Below are 14116 nucleotides of genomic sequence, written 5' to 3' on the forward strand. Positions count from 1 at the left end.
TGATGACGCGGATGAGGCGGGAATAATGCCGTTGTGTCCGGCTTTCAAACCGGCGGCTTCGCCGCCGAAATAAGGAGTTCGGCTACGCCGAACGGTTTAATAACTGGATTGCCCGGCCCCTATTATTATTGGCCGGGCAATGACGAGTTGGGGGGACAATGGTGAATCGGGAGGCGATGAGTCCTTTTGAGAGGAAAATGGTAAATAGTTGTCATGCAAAGCGTGACACTAAAACGTGCTCTGGCGTAGCCAGACATTCTCTCTCGTGTGCTTTGGCGTCTCAACTCGTCTTTGCCCTCTCAATTCACTATTGCCTATCATTTGTCATTGCCCGGCCCCTATTATTATTGGCCGGGCAATCCAGTGGAATATGTCGTCCGGCGTAGCCGGACTCCTTTGCTTTGATGCCGCGCCGTTTGATGCGAGAATGACGGCAAGGCGATGTTGCTTACCGCTAATGTATGAGCGCGTCCCGGCGGCTACGCCACTCCGGATCCCCGCTTGCCGGCGAGAATGACGAGTTGGGAAGTAATGGTGAACCGGGAGGGAATGAGTCCTTTTGAGATGCCAATGGTAAACGAAAAAAACTGACAGCGAAATAGTGAGCCTATACAAGAATGACGGGTTAGGGGCTAAAGCATGTATTGGGCCAGGTACCGTGTCGGCGGTGATTGAGAAAATTGTCTTGACAATGGCAATCGCTTTGTGTCATAAAGCATCCAGCGTCTGGGAGGAGTCGCCAAGCGACTTGTATTGCGGTTTAAAACCGCAAAAGCCCAGTCGCTATTTTTTTGCCATTATGCTATCTGCCCGAAATGTATCTTTGCTATATTGATGAATCTGGCCAACCAGATATTTCGGGAAATAGCCGACACTTTGTGTTATCTGGATTGGCTATCCCTGTTTGGCATTGGAACTCCTGTGATGCCGAAATCAGGAAAATAAAACAGCGCCATAATCTAGAAAACCAGGAAATTCATACCGCATGGATTTTGCGAAAATATCTTGAACAATCAAAAATTTCAAACTTCGATTCTTTGACTCCGAATGAACGGCGAAGCGTGGTTAGTCGACATCGTCGTGAACATTTATTGCGATTGCAAAAATCGAATCCTAATAAGAGTTATCGTCAGGTAAAGAAAAACTACGACAAAACCAATGCATACATTCATCTAACGCTTGCGCAACGTCGCCAATTTATTAATGATGTTGCTGAGTGTATTGCAAATTGGGGATTTGCACGCCTGTTTGCTGAATGTATAGACAAAATATATTACGATCCTGACCGTGCGCACCACAGCATTGACAAGCAAGCGTTCGAGCAGGTTGTATCGCGCTTTGACCGCTATCTCAAGTCAACTGAGTCAACTGACAGTAGGCAACGAAACTACGGATTGCTTGTCCATGACAATAACGAAACTATTGCCAAAAAACATACGCAACTGGTGAGGCAATTCCATCGCCGCGGAACTCTGTGGACAGACGACACAAGGATTATAGAAACTCCTTTATTTGTTGACAGCGCATTGACGGAAATGGTGCAGATTGCCGACCTATGTAGTTATGCATTGCGACGATATCTTGACAATCAAGAGTCTGAGTTATTCGCTAAAATATTTTTGCGCGCAGACCGAACCAAGTACGCCGTTGTCGGCATCCGGCATTTCACAGACAAAGATTGCAAGTGTAATATTTGTCAGAAGCATGGATGAGAGTCACAGCTAGTTTCCCCCACGTCGGACTACCCGCCATCCATCTATGCGGGAAGCGTGTTGTTCGGCTTTTCCAGACTATTAGTGACGCCACGCGAAGCATGACACTAAAACAGCGTTGCCACTTTGATGCCACGCCATTCGATGCGAGAATGACAGGTTGGGGAGACAATGGTAAATCGGTCGGGAATGATTTCTTTTGAGATGTCAAAGCAACCGAGAAAAAAGCCCAACTATGCCGAACTATTAGTATTGTCACGCGTAACGAGACTCACCAGGCAGCTAACGCCGCCACTTTAGGATCCCCGCCTGCCGGCGAGAATGACGAGTTGAAATGGTAATGGTGAACCGGGCGGGAATGAGTCCTTTTGAGACGCCAATAGAAATGAGGAAAAACTTGTCAGCGAAATAGTGAACATATACATTGTTGTGTGGTGTAGTATTACGCTTGGTCGCGTTGTCCAACGGAAAACAGGCAAGTGCCATAGAGAGCAAAAAAAAATGTATGAAATACTAATCGCCGCAATCCTGACCATCATCACCGCCGCCACGCCGTTGGTGTATGCCACCATCGGCGAAATGATTACGGAAAAATCCGGCGTATTGAATCTCGGTGTGGAAGGCATGATTCTGGTCGGTGCGGTGTGCGGTTTCGGCGCGGTGCATTTCACCGGCAGCGCGACTCTGGCGGTGCTGGTGGGCTGTGGCGCGGGTGCTGTGTTGTCGCTGATTTTTGCGGTGCTGGTGCTGGGCTTTCAGGCGACTCAGGTCGCCACTGGCTTGGCCTTGACCATTTTCGGCGTCGGCATGAGCGCGTTGCTGGGTCAGGACCTGGTCGGCATCGCCTACGACGGACTGCCAAAAGTAGCCATCCCGTTGTTGTCGTCGCTGCCGTTGATTGGTCCGTTGTTATTCAATCACGATGTGATGGTGTATGGCTCGTTCATTCTGGTGTTCGCGGTAGCGTGGTTGTTGAAACACAGTCGCGCCGGTTTGATATTGCGTGCGGTCGGCGATTCCCACGATGCCGCGCATGCCATCGGCTATCCGGTAATCCGAATTCGTTACCTGGCGATCTTGTTCGGTGGCGGCATGGCCGGGCTGGCCGGCGCGTATTTGTCGCTGGCGTATTCGCCGTTGTGGATTGAAAACATGAGCGCCGGGCGCGGCTGGATCGCGCTGGCGTTGGTTGTGTTCGCCACCTGGCGACCGTGGCGTGTGCTCATCGGCGCCTATCTGTTCGGCGGCTTGACCATCCTGCAGTTGCATGCCCAAGCCTTAGGGGTCGGCGTGCCGTCCCAGGTCATGTCCATGTTGCCTTATATTGCTACCATTGTCGTGCTGGTATTAATTTCCCGGGACATCAACAAAATAAAGTTGAACTCCCCGGCCTGCATCGGCAAGCCGTTTCATCCGACCTCGTGAATGCGCCCGCCGCCGCGCCGGCATGTGATAGACGGCATGCGATAGACGACATGTGATAGACGACATGTGATAGACGACATGTGATAGACTTTGGCCCGAACTTTTAACTGAGGATATGAGATGCAATTGACCGCGATATTAACGCCCGCCGTTGAGGGCGGATTCGTCGCGCTGAATCCAGAGACCGGCACCTGCTCGCAAGGCGAGTCGGTCGACCAGGCATTGTCGAACTTGCAAGAGGCGATAGAGCTTTATCTGGAGGAGTTCCCGGATGAAATCCCCCCGGCGATTGCCGGCAAATCACTTCTCACCACCATTGAAGTGTTGGAGCATGCCGCCTAAATTGCCGCGCCTTTCGGGGCCGGAAATTACTCGCACGCTTGAAACTCTTGGCTTTGAAGTGTCCCGCCAAAAAGGAAGTCATATCATCATCGCGGCTCTTCTGGATGTGTTATTCCCAATCATCGAGAAGTCAAAATAGGCGCCTTAGCGAGTTTGCTGAGACAAGCGGGCGTCACCAACGATGAATTTGTGGCAGCCTGCAAATAACTCCGGGTTTTGAATGTCCGTTCGCCCGCGCCCTCATCAAAGGGGCTGACGAGTTCGCATTGCTCGGCGATGTGGTGTCTGATTTGAGTATACAATCGGTTGGTCGCTGGGCGAGAGATGCCGGTGATTTGAGCGACTTTGCAAGCCTTGATATCAAGGCAAAACAGCCGCAGAATCGCCCTGAATTTCTTCTCGGAAATTCGGCAACGAATGACATACTTGTTTTTCATATATAGAACAATTAGTTATGAGCATTCTACTATACCTTAAAGTATCTTGAACCATAAAAATAGTCACAGGTCATTCCCATATTGCCTTGATTTTTGTTAGAATGTAGCGTGATGTCAAATCAATTGACCATAAAATTCACTATAAAACTTAACTCAGAGGAGAAAAATATCATGAAAAAATATGCCATCAGAAATAGGGTTTCCGCGGTCGTGACCGCGCTGGCGACCGCGGCGATGTTATTCGCCAGTGTCGGCGCGAGCGCGCAGACCAAGGTAGGATTTGTGTATGTCGGTCCAATCGGCGATCATGGCTGGACTTATCGTCACGATCTTGGTCGTTTGGCAGTGGAGAACGAACTCGGCGTTAAAACCACTTTTGTTGAAAGCGTGCCGGAAGGCGCTGACGCAGAGCGCGTCATCCGTAAACTGGCGACCAGCGGCAACGACATCATATTCACCACATCATTTGGATATATGAATCCCACCAACAAAGTTGCCAAGCAATTCCCCGATGTTAAATTCGAGCATGCCACGGGTTACATCCGGGCGGACAATGTCAGCACCTATTCGGCAAGATTTTATGAAGGCCGCGCGGTGCTCGGCACGATTGCCGGTCATATGAGCAAATCCGGGGTGGTCGGCTATATCGCTTCGTTTCCGATTCCCGAAGTGGTGCGCGGCATCAATGCGTTTGTTCTGGCGATGCAAAAAGTCAATCCCGATGCCGTTGTGAAAGTGATTTGGGTGAATACATGGTATGACCCCGGCAAGGAAGGCGATGCGGCAAAAGCGCTGATCGATCAGGGCGCCGACATCATCACCCAGCACACCGATTCGCCGGCCCCGCTGCAAGTCGCCGAGCAACGCGGCGTGCATGGTTTCGGGCAAGCCTCCGACATGAGCGCGTTCGCCCCCACCGCCCAATTGACCGCGATCATCGATGACTGGAATGCTTACTATGTCGCGCGCGTCAAAGCGGCGATGGACGGCACCTGGAAATCCATCGACACCTGGGATGGCATCAAATCCGGCATGGTCGGCATCGCGCCTTACGGTCCGGCAGTGCCGGCGAAAGTGCGCGCCGCCGCCGATGCGGTCAAGCAATCCATTATTGACGGCTCATTCCATCCGTTCCAGGGTCCAATCAACGACCAGTCCGGCAAACAAATCGTCGCCGAAGGCGAGCATCTTGACGATGGCGTGTTGTTGGGCATGGACTATTATGTGGAAGGCGTGCAGGGCGAACTGCAATAGATTCAGGATAATGCAAAAGCCTCTCTTTCGAGGGGCTTTTTGTTTTTTGCGATGGCAAAACCAGCAGAACAATTTCGAAAAATCACCGCGCTCGGACAGGGAAAAAAGCGGGCTATTGTAAACGCCGCCGAAAAGGAGTTTGACGCCCAAGGCGCATCGCTGACCACCATGGTGTTGCGCGTATGCGGCTTGGAGTCCAAGGAAGCCAACCGAAATGCGAGGTCGGAATGAGTAGCCGAAATGATTGAAAGTTTTGTGCACGAATGGATCAACCTGTTGCTGCGCTGGATTCACTTCATCGTCGGCGTGGCTTGGATTGGCGCGTCTTTTTATTTCAACTGGCTGGAGAATAATCTCGAGCGCGCCGCGCCGCAGGACGAAGGCATCGCCGGCAATCTTTGGGCGGTGCATGGCGGCGGTTTCTATCATCTGAAAAAATTCAAAACCGGCCCGCAACAATTGCCGGCGCAGTTGCATTGGTTCAAGTGGGAAGCATATGCCACCTGGCTGAGCGGTTTCGCCCTACTGGCGGTGGTGTATTATTTCAACGCCGCACTGTTTTTGATTGCGCCGCGCGCGACCATTCCCGTCGGCTTGTCCGCGCCGCAAGCCATCGCGCTCGGCGTGGCCGCGGTGCTCGGCTCGTGGTTTGTGTATGACGCGTTATGCCGCTCTGCGTTACGGCGCGCGCCGCTGTTGCTCGCCGCTTGCGTGTTTGCATCTCTGGTCATTTTGGCGTGGGCGCTCGGCGAAGTGTTCAGCGGCCGCGCCGCGTATATTCATGTTGGCGCGGCGATTGGCACGATGATGGTCGGCAATGTGTTTTTCGTGATCATCCCGGCGCAAAAGGAAATGATCGCGGCGCTGGCCGAGAACCGCCGGCTCGATCCTGCGCACGGCGAAAACGGCTTGTTGCGCTCGCGCCACAACAACTACCTGACCCTGCCGGTGCTGTTCATCATGGTCAGCGCCCACTTCCCCAGCACCTACGGCCACGCCTGGAACTGGGCGGTGCTAGCGGTGATTTCCATAGCCGGTGTGCTAGCGCGCCACTATTTCAACATTCGCCATTGCGCGCGCGCCGCCGTAGTGCTGCTGCCGCTGGCGTTTTTGCTGATGGTCGCGCTGGCGTGGGTGACCGCGCCGTCGAGCAAACCAACCGCCGCAGATGCGTCAGTTGGCAAGGATCAAATCGCGGCGATCATCCAATCGCGTTGCGCCGGCTGCCACGCGACAAGACCGACTCAGCCCGGCTTCGCCGCGCCGCCGGCCGGATTGGCGCTGGAGACGCACGCGGCGATCACCGCCAACGCGGCGCGAATTTTCAACGCCGCGGCGGTGACCCGCAGCATGCCCATCGGCAACCTGACCGGCATGACCGATGCGGAACGGGAAACGATTTCGGCGTGGTATCACGCACTTGACAACGCGGACGACACCACGAACGGCACTGTGCCGCAGAAAAAACCATGACCTATCCACGCGACCTGGTCGGTTACGCCGACGCCGCGCCGCACCCCAAGTGGCCCGGCGATGCCCGCATCGCGCTACAATTTGTGGTCAATTATGAAGAAGGCGGCGAGAACAATATCCTGCACGGCGATTCCCATTCCGAGGCATTTTTGTCGGAGATTGTCGGCGCCCAAGCCTATGAAAATGCGCGCCACATGAACATGGAATCGATCTATGAATTCGGCTCGCGCGCCGGATTTTGGCGACTGCATCGGTTATTCACCGAGCGGGAAATTCCGGTGACGGTATTCGCGGTGGCAATGGCGATGCAACGCAATCGGCTGGCGGTTGATGCCATGCTGAAAAGCGATTGGGAAATTGCCAGCCATGGATACCGCTGGATTGATTATCAATTTGTACCCGAACAGCTTGAAATAGAACACTTGGAAAAGGCAATCGAAATCCACGCTGAAGTTACCGGCTATCGCCCGCACGGATTTTATCTTGGTCGGACAAGTCCGGCCACCCATCGCATTACCGCTGAGCGCGGCGGCTTCGTTTATAGCGCGGATAGTTATGCCGATGAATTGCCGTATTGGATTACGGAATACCCAACCCCGTTGCTGATGGTGCCGTATACCCTGGACGCCAACGACATGCGTTTCGCCACCCCGCAGGGATTTAACTGCGGCGAGCAGTTTTTTAGTTACTTGAAAGACACCTTTGACTGCTTGTACGACGAAGGCGGCAATGCACCGAAAATGATGTCGGTCGGATTGCACTGCCGCTTGGCCGGCCGCCCCGGCAGAGCCGCGGCTGTTGCCCGGTTTTTGGACTATGTACTGACAAAAAATCGAGTCTGGCTGGCGCGCCGCATTGACATCGCCAACCATTGGAGAGCACACTTCCCGCATGAATAGTTACTTTTTATCCGCAGATGACGCAGATGTTCACAGATTTAATAGCATTAGTTTTATCTGCGTTAATCTGCGAGCATCTGCGGATGCCTTAATAAATTTTCACCATGAATAACGGCACACCCGATAAATTCGCGCGGCGCTGGGTCAACTTGGCATCGGCAAAACTAGGCGCCGCCGCGATCTCCTGCAGCGATGATTTTTTCGCGCCGATGGCGCGCATGTTAAACGACCAACCGCCGATTTTTATCGACGGCAAATATGATGACCATGGCAAGTGGATGGACGGCTGGGAGTCCAGAAGAAAACGCACCCTGGGGCATGACTGGTGTATCGTTAAATTAGCCAAGCCTGGGGTGATACACGGCATCGAAATTGACACCACCCACTTCACCGGCAACTACCCGCCGGCCGCGTCGATAGACGCCTGCTCGGCGGAGGATTCCGGGCCGAATGAAGCAACCCATTGGAAAGAGCTAATTCCCCAAAGCGTTCTTGATGGCGACAGCCAGCATCAATATGCGGTCGCCGCCGCCGAAGCCTACACGCATATTCGGGTCAATATTTATCCCGATGGCGGCATTGCCCGATTGCGCGTGTATGCCGAGCCGAAGGTAAACTGGGATAAAATCCCGCAAGGCGAGTGGGTTGACATCGCTGCGGCGTTAAATGGCGGCGTGGCGCTGGCGTGCAACAATGAGCATTTCGGCAGCATAAACAATTTACTCACCCCGGGCCGAGGCGTGAACATGGGTGATGGCTGGGAGACGCGGCGGCGGCGCGAGCCGGGCAACGATTGGGTCGTGATCGCGCTGGCCCGAGCCGGCAAGATCAAGCGCATTGAAATCGATACCGCGCATTTCAAAGGCAATTACCCGGACCGATGCAGTATTCAGGGCGCCCATCTTGAACTGGTGAACTTGAATTCCATTGATGCCGACAGCCAGGCTTGGCAGGACTTGCTGCCTCAGGTAAAATTGCAAGCCGATAAAGAGCATGAATTTGTCGATGAAATAATCGACGCCGATGCGGTTACTCACATTCGCTTGAATATTTACCCGGATGGCGGGGTGAGTCGATTAAGAGTGTTTGCTGCTGTCTGACGGCTACAATCCAATCGCAATCTAATTGCAGCACTAACAGCAGCACAACCGATTATGGCAATTATGGAACTGAAGCCTGTTCCCTTGACCGCGCAAGACTTCAAGCCATTCGGCCAGGTCATTGAGTTGGCCAAACTAGAACACTATGCCAAACAAATATCTATCAATCACGGGCTGACCACGCGCTTCCATGATTTGTTAAATATTGATGCCAATGACCAGGGTGGCCGCCCCACAGTCAACATATTTCGAACCTCGCCGCTACCGTTGCCGCACAAAATCAAAGCGATGGAACGCCACCCGTTAGGCAGTCAGGGATTTATTCCAATGGGTGATCAGCCGTTTTTAGTCCTGGTCGGGCGCCCCGCCAGGCGAATAGAGGAGCGATTGGGTTTCGACGATCTAATGCGCGGCGACGATCTAACATTGTTTCTAACCAATGGCCGCCAGGGAATAAACCTCAAAAAAAACACCTGGCATCATTTTCAGATTGTGCTTGACAGCACCCAGGATTTTATTGTGATCGACCGTGCCGGCGAGGGTGACAATCTTGAAGAAATTGAAGTGGAGGATGATGTATGGATAGGAGATTTAAATTCATAAAGCGCGGTTTTCTTCTTCCGCGAATTATGGACACCCGTATATTAGCCGAGCAGTTTTCATCCAATCCTGGTTTTATCCAACCAGTACGCCGCGCATGAGCATCACCGCATTTTTAAAGGGATTCGGGGTTGGCTTTGGTTTGATCGTTGCCATTGGCGCACAAAATGCTTATGTCTTGACTCGTGGGATAGGCCGCAATCATCATTGGGTAGTCGCTTTACTCGGTAGTTTGATCGACGCTTTGCTGATCGCCGCAGGCATTTTGGGAATGGGGAAACTGATTCAACAATTTCCAAATCTGCTAACCGCAATCGCCATTGGCGGGGCATTATTTTTGTTCATTTATGGTGGATTGTCTTTCAAACGGATGTTCACGCCCGGGCATTTGCGCGGCACAGAGAACCAGGTTAGTTTTAGAACCGCAGTCCTGGCAATGCTGGCGCTTAGTTTGCTTAATCCGCATGTTTACCTCGATACCGTTGTATTGTTGGGAAGTGTTGCGGTTCAAGAGATGCCGAACAATCAAATTATTTTTGGAGCCGGTGCAGTTACCGCATCATTCGTTTGGTTTTTTAGTTTGGCACTAGGTGGACAATGGCTACAGCCCTGGTTTCAAAATCCGGCAACCTGGCGCTTACTCGATTTCATAATCGGCGTGATAATGTGGGCCATTGCATTGACGCTGGTGGTCAACTTGATATAGTCCGCGTAGCGTTATTCTGCAACATTGTCTCACAACATTATTCTGGGGGCTAATATCAGATACTAATAATGACAAATCGAATTGATATCAATGATCTGAGCGTAGATCGGTCACTTTATGAATTGATTGAGACCGAAATCTTGCCGGGCAGCGGAGTCAGTGTTGATCAGTTTTGGAGTGGGTTTGAAAATATCGTAAAACAGCTCAGTGGCAAGAACAAAACGCTGTTGGAAAAACGAGATGAATTTCAACAAAAATTGGATGAATGGCACAAAAGCAACAAGCCGCCTGTGGAGGTTGAAACGTACAAGACTTTTCTTGAAAATATTGGTTACTTGTTGCCGGAAAGGGAGGCATTTGAAATTACCACTGAAAATGTAGATGAAGAGATAGCTGCTATTGCCGCACCCCAGTTAGTGGTGCCGGTTGACAACGCAAGATATGCGCTGAATGCGGCAAATGCGAGATGGAATAGTTTGTATGATGCGTTGTATGGCACAGATATTATTTTGGAAGTGGAAGGTTGTAAGAAAACGGCAAAATACAACCCGGTTCGCGGCGCTCAGGTCATTCGATATGTTCGGGAGTTTCTGGATCATGCCGTACCTTTGGCCGTCGGTAGCCACGCTTATGCGATAAAGTATAAAGTTAAGTCGGGAAACCTGGTTGTGGTTATGGGGGATGGCAGCGAAGCCGGATTGGGATGGCGAGAGTGTTTCGCAGGGTATCGGGGAGCCCCGCAATCACCGTCCAATATTTTGTTAAAACATAACAACCTGCATATCGATATTTGTATTGGGGAAGGTTTGTTTATTGGCCGGGGCGACCTTGCCAATATTTACGATGTAAAAATTGAATCAGCGCTGACCACTATTATGGATTTCGAAGATTCCGTTGCCGCAGTGGATGCCGAGGATAAAGTCCGGGTCTATCGAAATTGGGCCGGACTGATGCGTGGTAATCTTAAAACTAAAATCCGAAAAGCGGGAAAAACTTTGCAGCGAGAATTAGAGCCCGATCAGGAATACCTGGCGCCGGACGGGAAACCCTTCAAATTGCATGGGCGCAGCATGATGTTCGTGCGCCATGTCGGCACCCATATGTATAGCGATGCGGTTACCTGTAATGGCGAACAAATCCCCGAAACATTTTTGGACGCGATGGTCACCGTGGCCGCCGCTATGCTTGATTTGCGTGGCAAAGGCAAATACCGCAACAGCCGCGTCGGCAGTGTTTATGTGGTCAAACCAAAGATGCACGGGCCAGACGAAATCGCAGCTGCGATGGAATTATTCGCCTTGGTGGAGGACGCCCTTGGGCTCGGGAGAAACACCATAAAGATTGGCATTATGGATGAGGAACGCAGAACCACAGTCAATTTAAAAGAGTGCATCCGCGCCGCAAGCGCGCGCGTGGTATTTATTAACACCGGCTTTCTCGACCGAACCGGTGATGAAATTCACAGTTGCATGGAAGCAGGCCCGGTAATTCCAAAAAATGATATGAAATTGTCGCCCTGGTTGCTGGCTTACGAAGACCGAAATGTGGACCTGGGATTGGAAGCCGGAATGCCGGGCCATGGGCAAATCGGCAAAGGCATGTGGGCGGCGCCGGATAACATGATGGCCATGATGGAGCAAAAAATTGCCCATCCCCGCGCAGGCGCAAATACCGCCTGGGTGCCATCTCCTACGGCCGCAACATTACATGCGATTCATTACCATCAGGTTAGCGTCGCCACTCGCCAGCACGAGCTTAAAACATGTATGCGGGCAAGTATCGATGATATTCTGACCATTCCGGTTCTCGGCACCGGTGATATTGGCGACCTCCGTCACGGCGAGTTGGTAAAGGAGTTGGAAAACAACGCTCAGGGAATCCTGGGTTATGTGGTGAAATGGATTGATCAGGGTATCGGTTGTTCCAAGGTTGCCGATATAAACGATGTTGTGCTTATGGAGGACAGAGCCACGCTCAGAATATCAAGTCAGCACATTGCTAATTGGCTGCATCACGGCTTAACCACAGAAAAACAAGTGAAAAAGGTGTTTGAAAAGATGGCCGGCGTGGTCGATCGGCAAAACTCGTCCGACCCGATGTATCAGGCGATGGCGGATGACTTCGATGCCAGCATCGCCTTCCAGGCAGCCTTGGAGTTGGTGTTTAAAGGCAAGGAAATGGCGAATGGTTATACAGAGCGGATCTTGCATGCGCGACGTAAACAGGCAAAAGCACTGGGACAGTAGTGGCAGGGCGTGGTTCATTTGCGATCTTTCCTTGTTCGTAACAGGTCGGGGTCTGGATAAAGTTTTTCATCTTTGGGCAAACGTAACTGCTTGCCGTTTAGCAGGATTGATGCCTGCCTATCCTTTTTATCTGGCCACTCAATTTTATATTTTTGTGTAACGGTTATCCGCCTTTTGTCAAATAACATGTGATGATTAGCACAAAGCAGTATCCCGTTGTTTGGTGATATACGTTGTGCAGCCTGTTTACATTTGCTCCACGGAACAATATGTGCGGCCTCTAATGCTTCGACAAAGCTAAAACCGCACATGGCACACTGCCTGTTATAAGCCTTAAGCAAAACGTGGCGGAATATTTTTTGAGCCGGACCTCTGACTTTTACTCGTGCGTAAATATCGGCTGCCTGCTCTGGCTTGTCTATCAGTGTTTGAGCGAATGACTCAATGGTGTCTTCTGGTCCGAAACCGCTAAATGGATTCTGCATGTTTTTCCACTTGAAGTCGTGTACCGCTTTTTCTATGTCTTTTAGTTCACCGATACCCGGATCGATGAATCCCGCCCCGGGGTTTCCTGTCTTTTTATTAACAACAAGCACAGTCAGAGGAGGCAGACTATTTTCTCTGCAAAAATCCTGGATAGGGCCAAGAGCCAGTCTCACATTTCTGTTGCCGGTGCTTATTCGTCGTGCTAACTCCCCATACGTTGTTACGACTTTCTTGTCAGCAAGTGCAATGAGTACTTGCCAAAGAATACCCGCTGCATGGTTCCAGTTTTTTGGCATTTGAGCAAGATGAGGTTGGTATAGTGATTGTGTCACATGCTACATATTAAAACTATCTGACTAGCCCGGTCAACAACGCCTTGCCCAATTTTTCTGCGCCAAAACGAACAACATCGGTGACCGGTAATGCGGTTTGATCTTGCAGGCACGCGATTGCGGATTTTGCTTCGGATTCCGATACCAATGACGTATTCAATGCGATGCCGATGGTGGTTGCTTTGGATAAGGAGCCACACACGCTTACCAATGCTTCATTCAACTCGATGAATTCCTTTAGCGGTGGAATTTTTACATTTTCCGGGCTTCTCAGCATTTTCATGCCAGCCCGGTGACACATAACCAGGTGGGTCGGGCAACTGCCGCGCATCAAGGATAAAGTTGCGCTACTGCCCGGATGTAACAACGACCCCTGGCCTTCAATAAAAACAATATCGCTATCGGCGGCACCCATAACCAGGGTTTCCACGGCGCCACAGGCATGATCGACTTTGAAAGCATCCAATGGAATTCCTTTGCCAGTAATGGTTATGCCAATCTGGCCGGTAGCGACGAATTCGGTGGTAATACCCTGGTCTTTTCCTGGGCTTTTTCCAACTTCGCGTAGCCATCGATACAGTTCCAGACCTGCCGTCATCTTGCCAATGGCCATGTCGGTTCCCACCAGCAATACGCGCTTGTTATTCAATCTGGCAGCCTGGCCGGTGCCGATTTTGGGCGTGAATGTCGGTTGTCGAACGTCCCAAATCCATTGCTCGCCTGTTAACAAGTGACCGAACTTGTCGGTTAATTGGTCATGCAGCCCATTGACGATGGACATGCCCAATTCGATGGCGCGGCGCAGTGGCGCATCCCATTCCTGCGGTATCTGCCCGCCCGACGGCGCAGTGCCGAGAATTAAGACTTCGGCGCCCAACTCTGAGGCGGCGTCAACGGAATCCACCACCGGGTATCCGAAAGGCAACTCGCATACTTGATTGACTTTCTTGCCGGCATGGGTTGAGTCGATTACGCAGACAATCGGATTTTCCATATAGCGCATAACACCAAAGCCCATTTTTCCATAGTCGCTGTCCAGGTTTCCCTCCATGTAAATTGCGATTTTTTGATTTCGCTCCAGCATTTTAGACCCGTATTTTAGAG

Annotated in this window: 17 protein-coding genes; 14 read left to right on the forward strand and 3 right to left on the reverse strand. The window is 51.5% G+C overall.

What is annotated here, in order from left to right:
• Window positions 1-33: 33 nt before the first annotated feature.
• The 6 genes from ACP158_RS07245 to ACP158_RS07270 all read left to right on the forward strand — a co-directional run bounded on the left by ACP158_RS07245 (window position 34) and on the right by ACP158_RS07270 (window position 3479).
• Window positions 34-165 (forward strand): hypothetical protein, encoded by a 132-nt coding sequence (locus tag ACP158_RS07245; RefSeq protein ID WP_424948269.1) that lies wholly within the window; start codon window positions 34-36, stop codon window positions 163-165.
• Window positions 166-197: 32 nt separating this feature from the next.
• On the forward strand, window positions 198-386 hold the full coding sequence (locus ACP158_RS07250; RefSeq protein ID WP_424948270.1) for a hypothetical protein: 189 nt from the start codon (window positions 198-200) through the stop codon (window positions 384-386).
• The gene (locus tag ACP158_RS07255) at window positions 311-517 is read left to right on the forward strand and encodes a hypothetical protein (RefSeq protein ID WP_424948271.1); all 207 of its coding nucleotides are present in this window, start codon (window positions 311-313) and stop codon (window positions 515-517) included. Before ACP158_RS07250 ends, ACP158_RS07255 begins: the two co-directional genes overlap by 76 nt.
• A gap of 298 nt (window positions 518-815) precedes the next feature.
• On the forward strand, window positions 816-1712 hold the full coding sequence (locus ACP158_RS07260) for a DUF3800 domain-containing protein (protein ID WP_424948272.1): 897 nt from the start codon (window positions 816-818) through the stop codon (window positions 1710-1712).
• Between the two features lie 501 nt (window positions 1713-2213).
• Window positions 2214-3137, forward strand: a complete 924-nt coding sequence (locus ACP158_RS07265; protein ID WP_424948273.1) for an ABC transporter permease — start codon at window positions 2214-2216, stop codon at window positions 3135-3137.
• Between the two features lie 120 nt (window positions 3138-3257).
• Window positions 3258-3479: a type II toxin-antitoxin system HicB family antitoxin gene (locus ACP158_RS07270; RefSeq protein ID WP_424948274.1), complete on the forward strand. Its 222-nt coding sequence runs from the start codon at window positions 3258-3260 to the stop codon at window positions 3477-3479.
• Between the two features lie 119 nt (window positions 3480-3598).
• Here the strand turns inward: ACP158_RS07270 and ACP158_RS07275 are convergent, their stop codons facing one another.
• Window positions 3599-3916 carry a hypothetical protein gene (locus ACP158_RS07275; protein ID WP_424948275.1) on the reverse strand — a complete coding sequence of 106 codons (318 nt, stop codon included), beginning with the start codon at window positions 3914-3916 and terminating at the stop codon, window positions 3599-3601.
• Between the two features lie 171 nt (window positions 3917-4087).
• Between ACP158_RS07275 and ACP158_RS07280 the strand changes: the two genes are divergently transcribed.
• The 8 genes from ACP158_RS07280 to ACP158_RS07315 all read left to right on the forward strand — a co-directional run bounded on the left by ACP158_RS07280 (window position 4088) and on the right by ACP158_RS07315 (window position 12194).
• The gene (locus tag ACP158_RS07280; RefSeq protein ID WP_424948276.1) at window positions 4088-5170 is read left to right on the forward strand and encodes a BMP family ABC transporter substrate-binding protein; all 1083 of its coding nucleotides are present in this window, start codon (window positions 4088-4090) and stop codon (window positions 5168-5170) included.
• Between the two features lie 51 nt (window positions 5171-5221).
• Window positions 5222-5401: a hypothetical protein gene (locus ACP158_RS07285; RefSeq protein ID WP_424948277.1), complete on the forward strand. Its 180-nt coding sequence runs from the start codon at window positions 5222-5224 to the stop codon at window positions 5399-5401.
• Window positions 5402-5413: 12 nt separating this feature from the next.
• Window positions 5414-6643 (forward strand): urate hydroxylase PuuD, encoded by a 1230-nt coding sequence (locus ACP158_RS07290; RefSeq protein WP_424948421.1) that lies wholly within the window; start codon window positions 5414-5416, stop codon window positions 6641-6643.
• The gene (puuE, locus tag ACP158_RS07295) at window positions 6640-7542 is read left to right on the forward strand and encodes an allantoinase PuuE (protein ID WP_424948278.1); all 903 of its coding nucleotides are present in this window, start codon (window positions 6640-6642) and stop codon (window positions 7540-7542) included. The genes ACP158_RS07290 and puuE overlap by 4 nt, the downstream gene beginning before the upstream one ends.
• Window positions 7543-7646: 104 nt before the next feature.
• Window positions 7647-8642, forward strand: a complete 996-nt coding sequence (alc, locus tag ACP158_RS07300; RefSeq protein WP_424948279.1) for an allantoicase — start codon at window positions 7647-7649, stop codon at window positions 8640-8642.
• Between the two features lie 54 nt (window positions 8643-8696).
• Window positions 8697-9245 carry an ureidoglycolate lyase gene (locus ACP158_RS07305; protein ID WP_424948280.1) on the forward strand — a complete coding sequence of 183 codons (549 nt, stop codon included), beginning with the start codon at window positions 8697-8699 and terminating at the stop codon, window positions 9243-9245.
• A gap of 94 nt (window positions 9246-9339) precedes the next feature.
• Window positions 9340-9948 (forward strand): LysE/ArgO family amino acid transporter, encoded by a 609-nt coding sequence (locus ACP158_RS07310; RefSeq protein ID WP_424948281.1) that lies wholly within the window; start codon window positions 9340-9342, stop codon window positions 9946-9948.
• Window positions 9949-10016: 68 nt separating this feature from the next.
• Window positions 10017-12194, forward strand: a complete 2178-nt coding sequence (locus ACP158_RS07315) for a malate synthase G (RefSeq protein ID WP_424948282.1) — start codon at window positions 10017-10019, stop codon at window positions 12192-12194.
• Between the two features lie 14 nt (window positions 12195-12208).
• Here the strand turns inward: ACP158_RS07315 and ACP158_RS07320 are convergent, their stop codons facing one another.
• Together ACP158_RS07320 and ACP158_RS07325 are read right to left on the reverse strand one after the other, a co-directional pair.
• On the reverse strand, window positions 12209-12976 hold the full coding sequence (locus ACP158_RS07320; RefSeq protein ID WP_424948283.1) for an HNH endonuclease: 768 nt from the start codon (window positions 12974-12976) through the stop codon (window positions 12209-12211).
• Between the two features lie 52 nt (window positions 12977-13028).
• A complete protein-coding gene (locus ACP158_RS07325) occupies window positions 13029-14096 on the reverse strand; it encodes a DUF1611 domain-containing protein (protein WP_424948284.1) in 1068 nt (355 codons plus the stop codon).
• Window positions 14097-14116: the final 20 nt, after the last annotated feature.

Origin of the sequence: Candidatus Spongiihabitans sp., assembly GCF_965247905.1 — a bacterium.
GTDB lineage: Bacteria > Pseudomonadota > Gammaproteobacteria > Arenicellales > Poriferihabitantaceae > Spongiihabitans.

Coding starts and splice junctions, on each gene's coding strand:
- ACP158_RS07275 (WP_424948275.1), bottom strand. CDS start 3,916: ATGAAAAACAAGTATGTCATTCGTTGCCGAATTTCCGAGAAGAAATTC.
- ACP158_RS07315 (WP_424948282.1), top strand. CDS start 10,017: ATGACAAATCGAATTGATATCAATGATCTGAGCGTAGATCGGTCACTT.
- ACP158_RS07280 (WP_424948276.1), top strand. CDS start 4,088: ATGAAAAAATATGCCATCAGAAATAGGGTTTCCGCGGTCGTGACCGCG.
- ACP158_RS07320 (WP_424948283.1), bottom strand. CDS start 12,976: ATGCCAAAAAACTGGAACCATGCAGCGGGTATTCTTTGGCAAGTACTC.
- ACP158_RS07305 (WP_424948280.1), top strand. CDS start 8,697: ATGGCAATTATGGAACTGAAGCCTGTTCCCTTGACCGCGCAAGACTTC.
- puuE (WP_424948278.1), top strand. CDS start 6,640: ATGACCTATCCACGCGACCTGGTCGGTTACGCCGACGCCGCGCCGCAC.
- ACP158_RS07265 (WP_424948273.1), top strand. CDS start 2,214: ATGTATGAAATACTAATCGCCGCAATCCTGACCATCATCACCGCCGCC.
- ACP158_RS07260 (WP_424948272.1), top strand. CDS start 816: ATGTATCTTTGCTATATTGATGAATCTGGCCAACCAGATATTTCGGGA.
- ACP158_RS07250 (WP_424948270.1), top strand. CDS start 198: ATGGTAAATAGTTGTCATGCAAAGCGTGACACTAAAACGTGCTCTGGC.
- alc (WP_424948279.1), top strand. CDS start 7,647: ATGAATAACGGCACACCCGATAAATTCGCGCGGCGCTGGGTCAACTTG.
- ACP158_RS07325 (WP_424948284.1), bottom strand. CDS start 14,096: ATGCTGGAGCGAAATCAAAAAATCGCAATTTACATGGAGGGAAACCTG.
- ACP158_RS07270 (WP_424948274.1), top strand. CDS start 3,258: ATGCAATTGACCGCGATATTAACGCCCGCCGTTGAGGGCGGATTCGTC.
- ACP158_RS07310 (WP_424948281.1), top strand. CDS start 9,340: ATGAGCATCACCGCATTTTTAAAGGGATTCGGGGTTGGCTTTGGTTTG.
- ACP158_RS07285 (WP_424948277.1), top strand. CDS start 5,222: ATGGCAAAACCAGCAGAACAATTTCGAAAAATCACCGCGCTCGGACAG.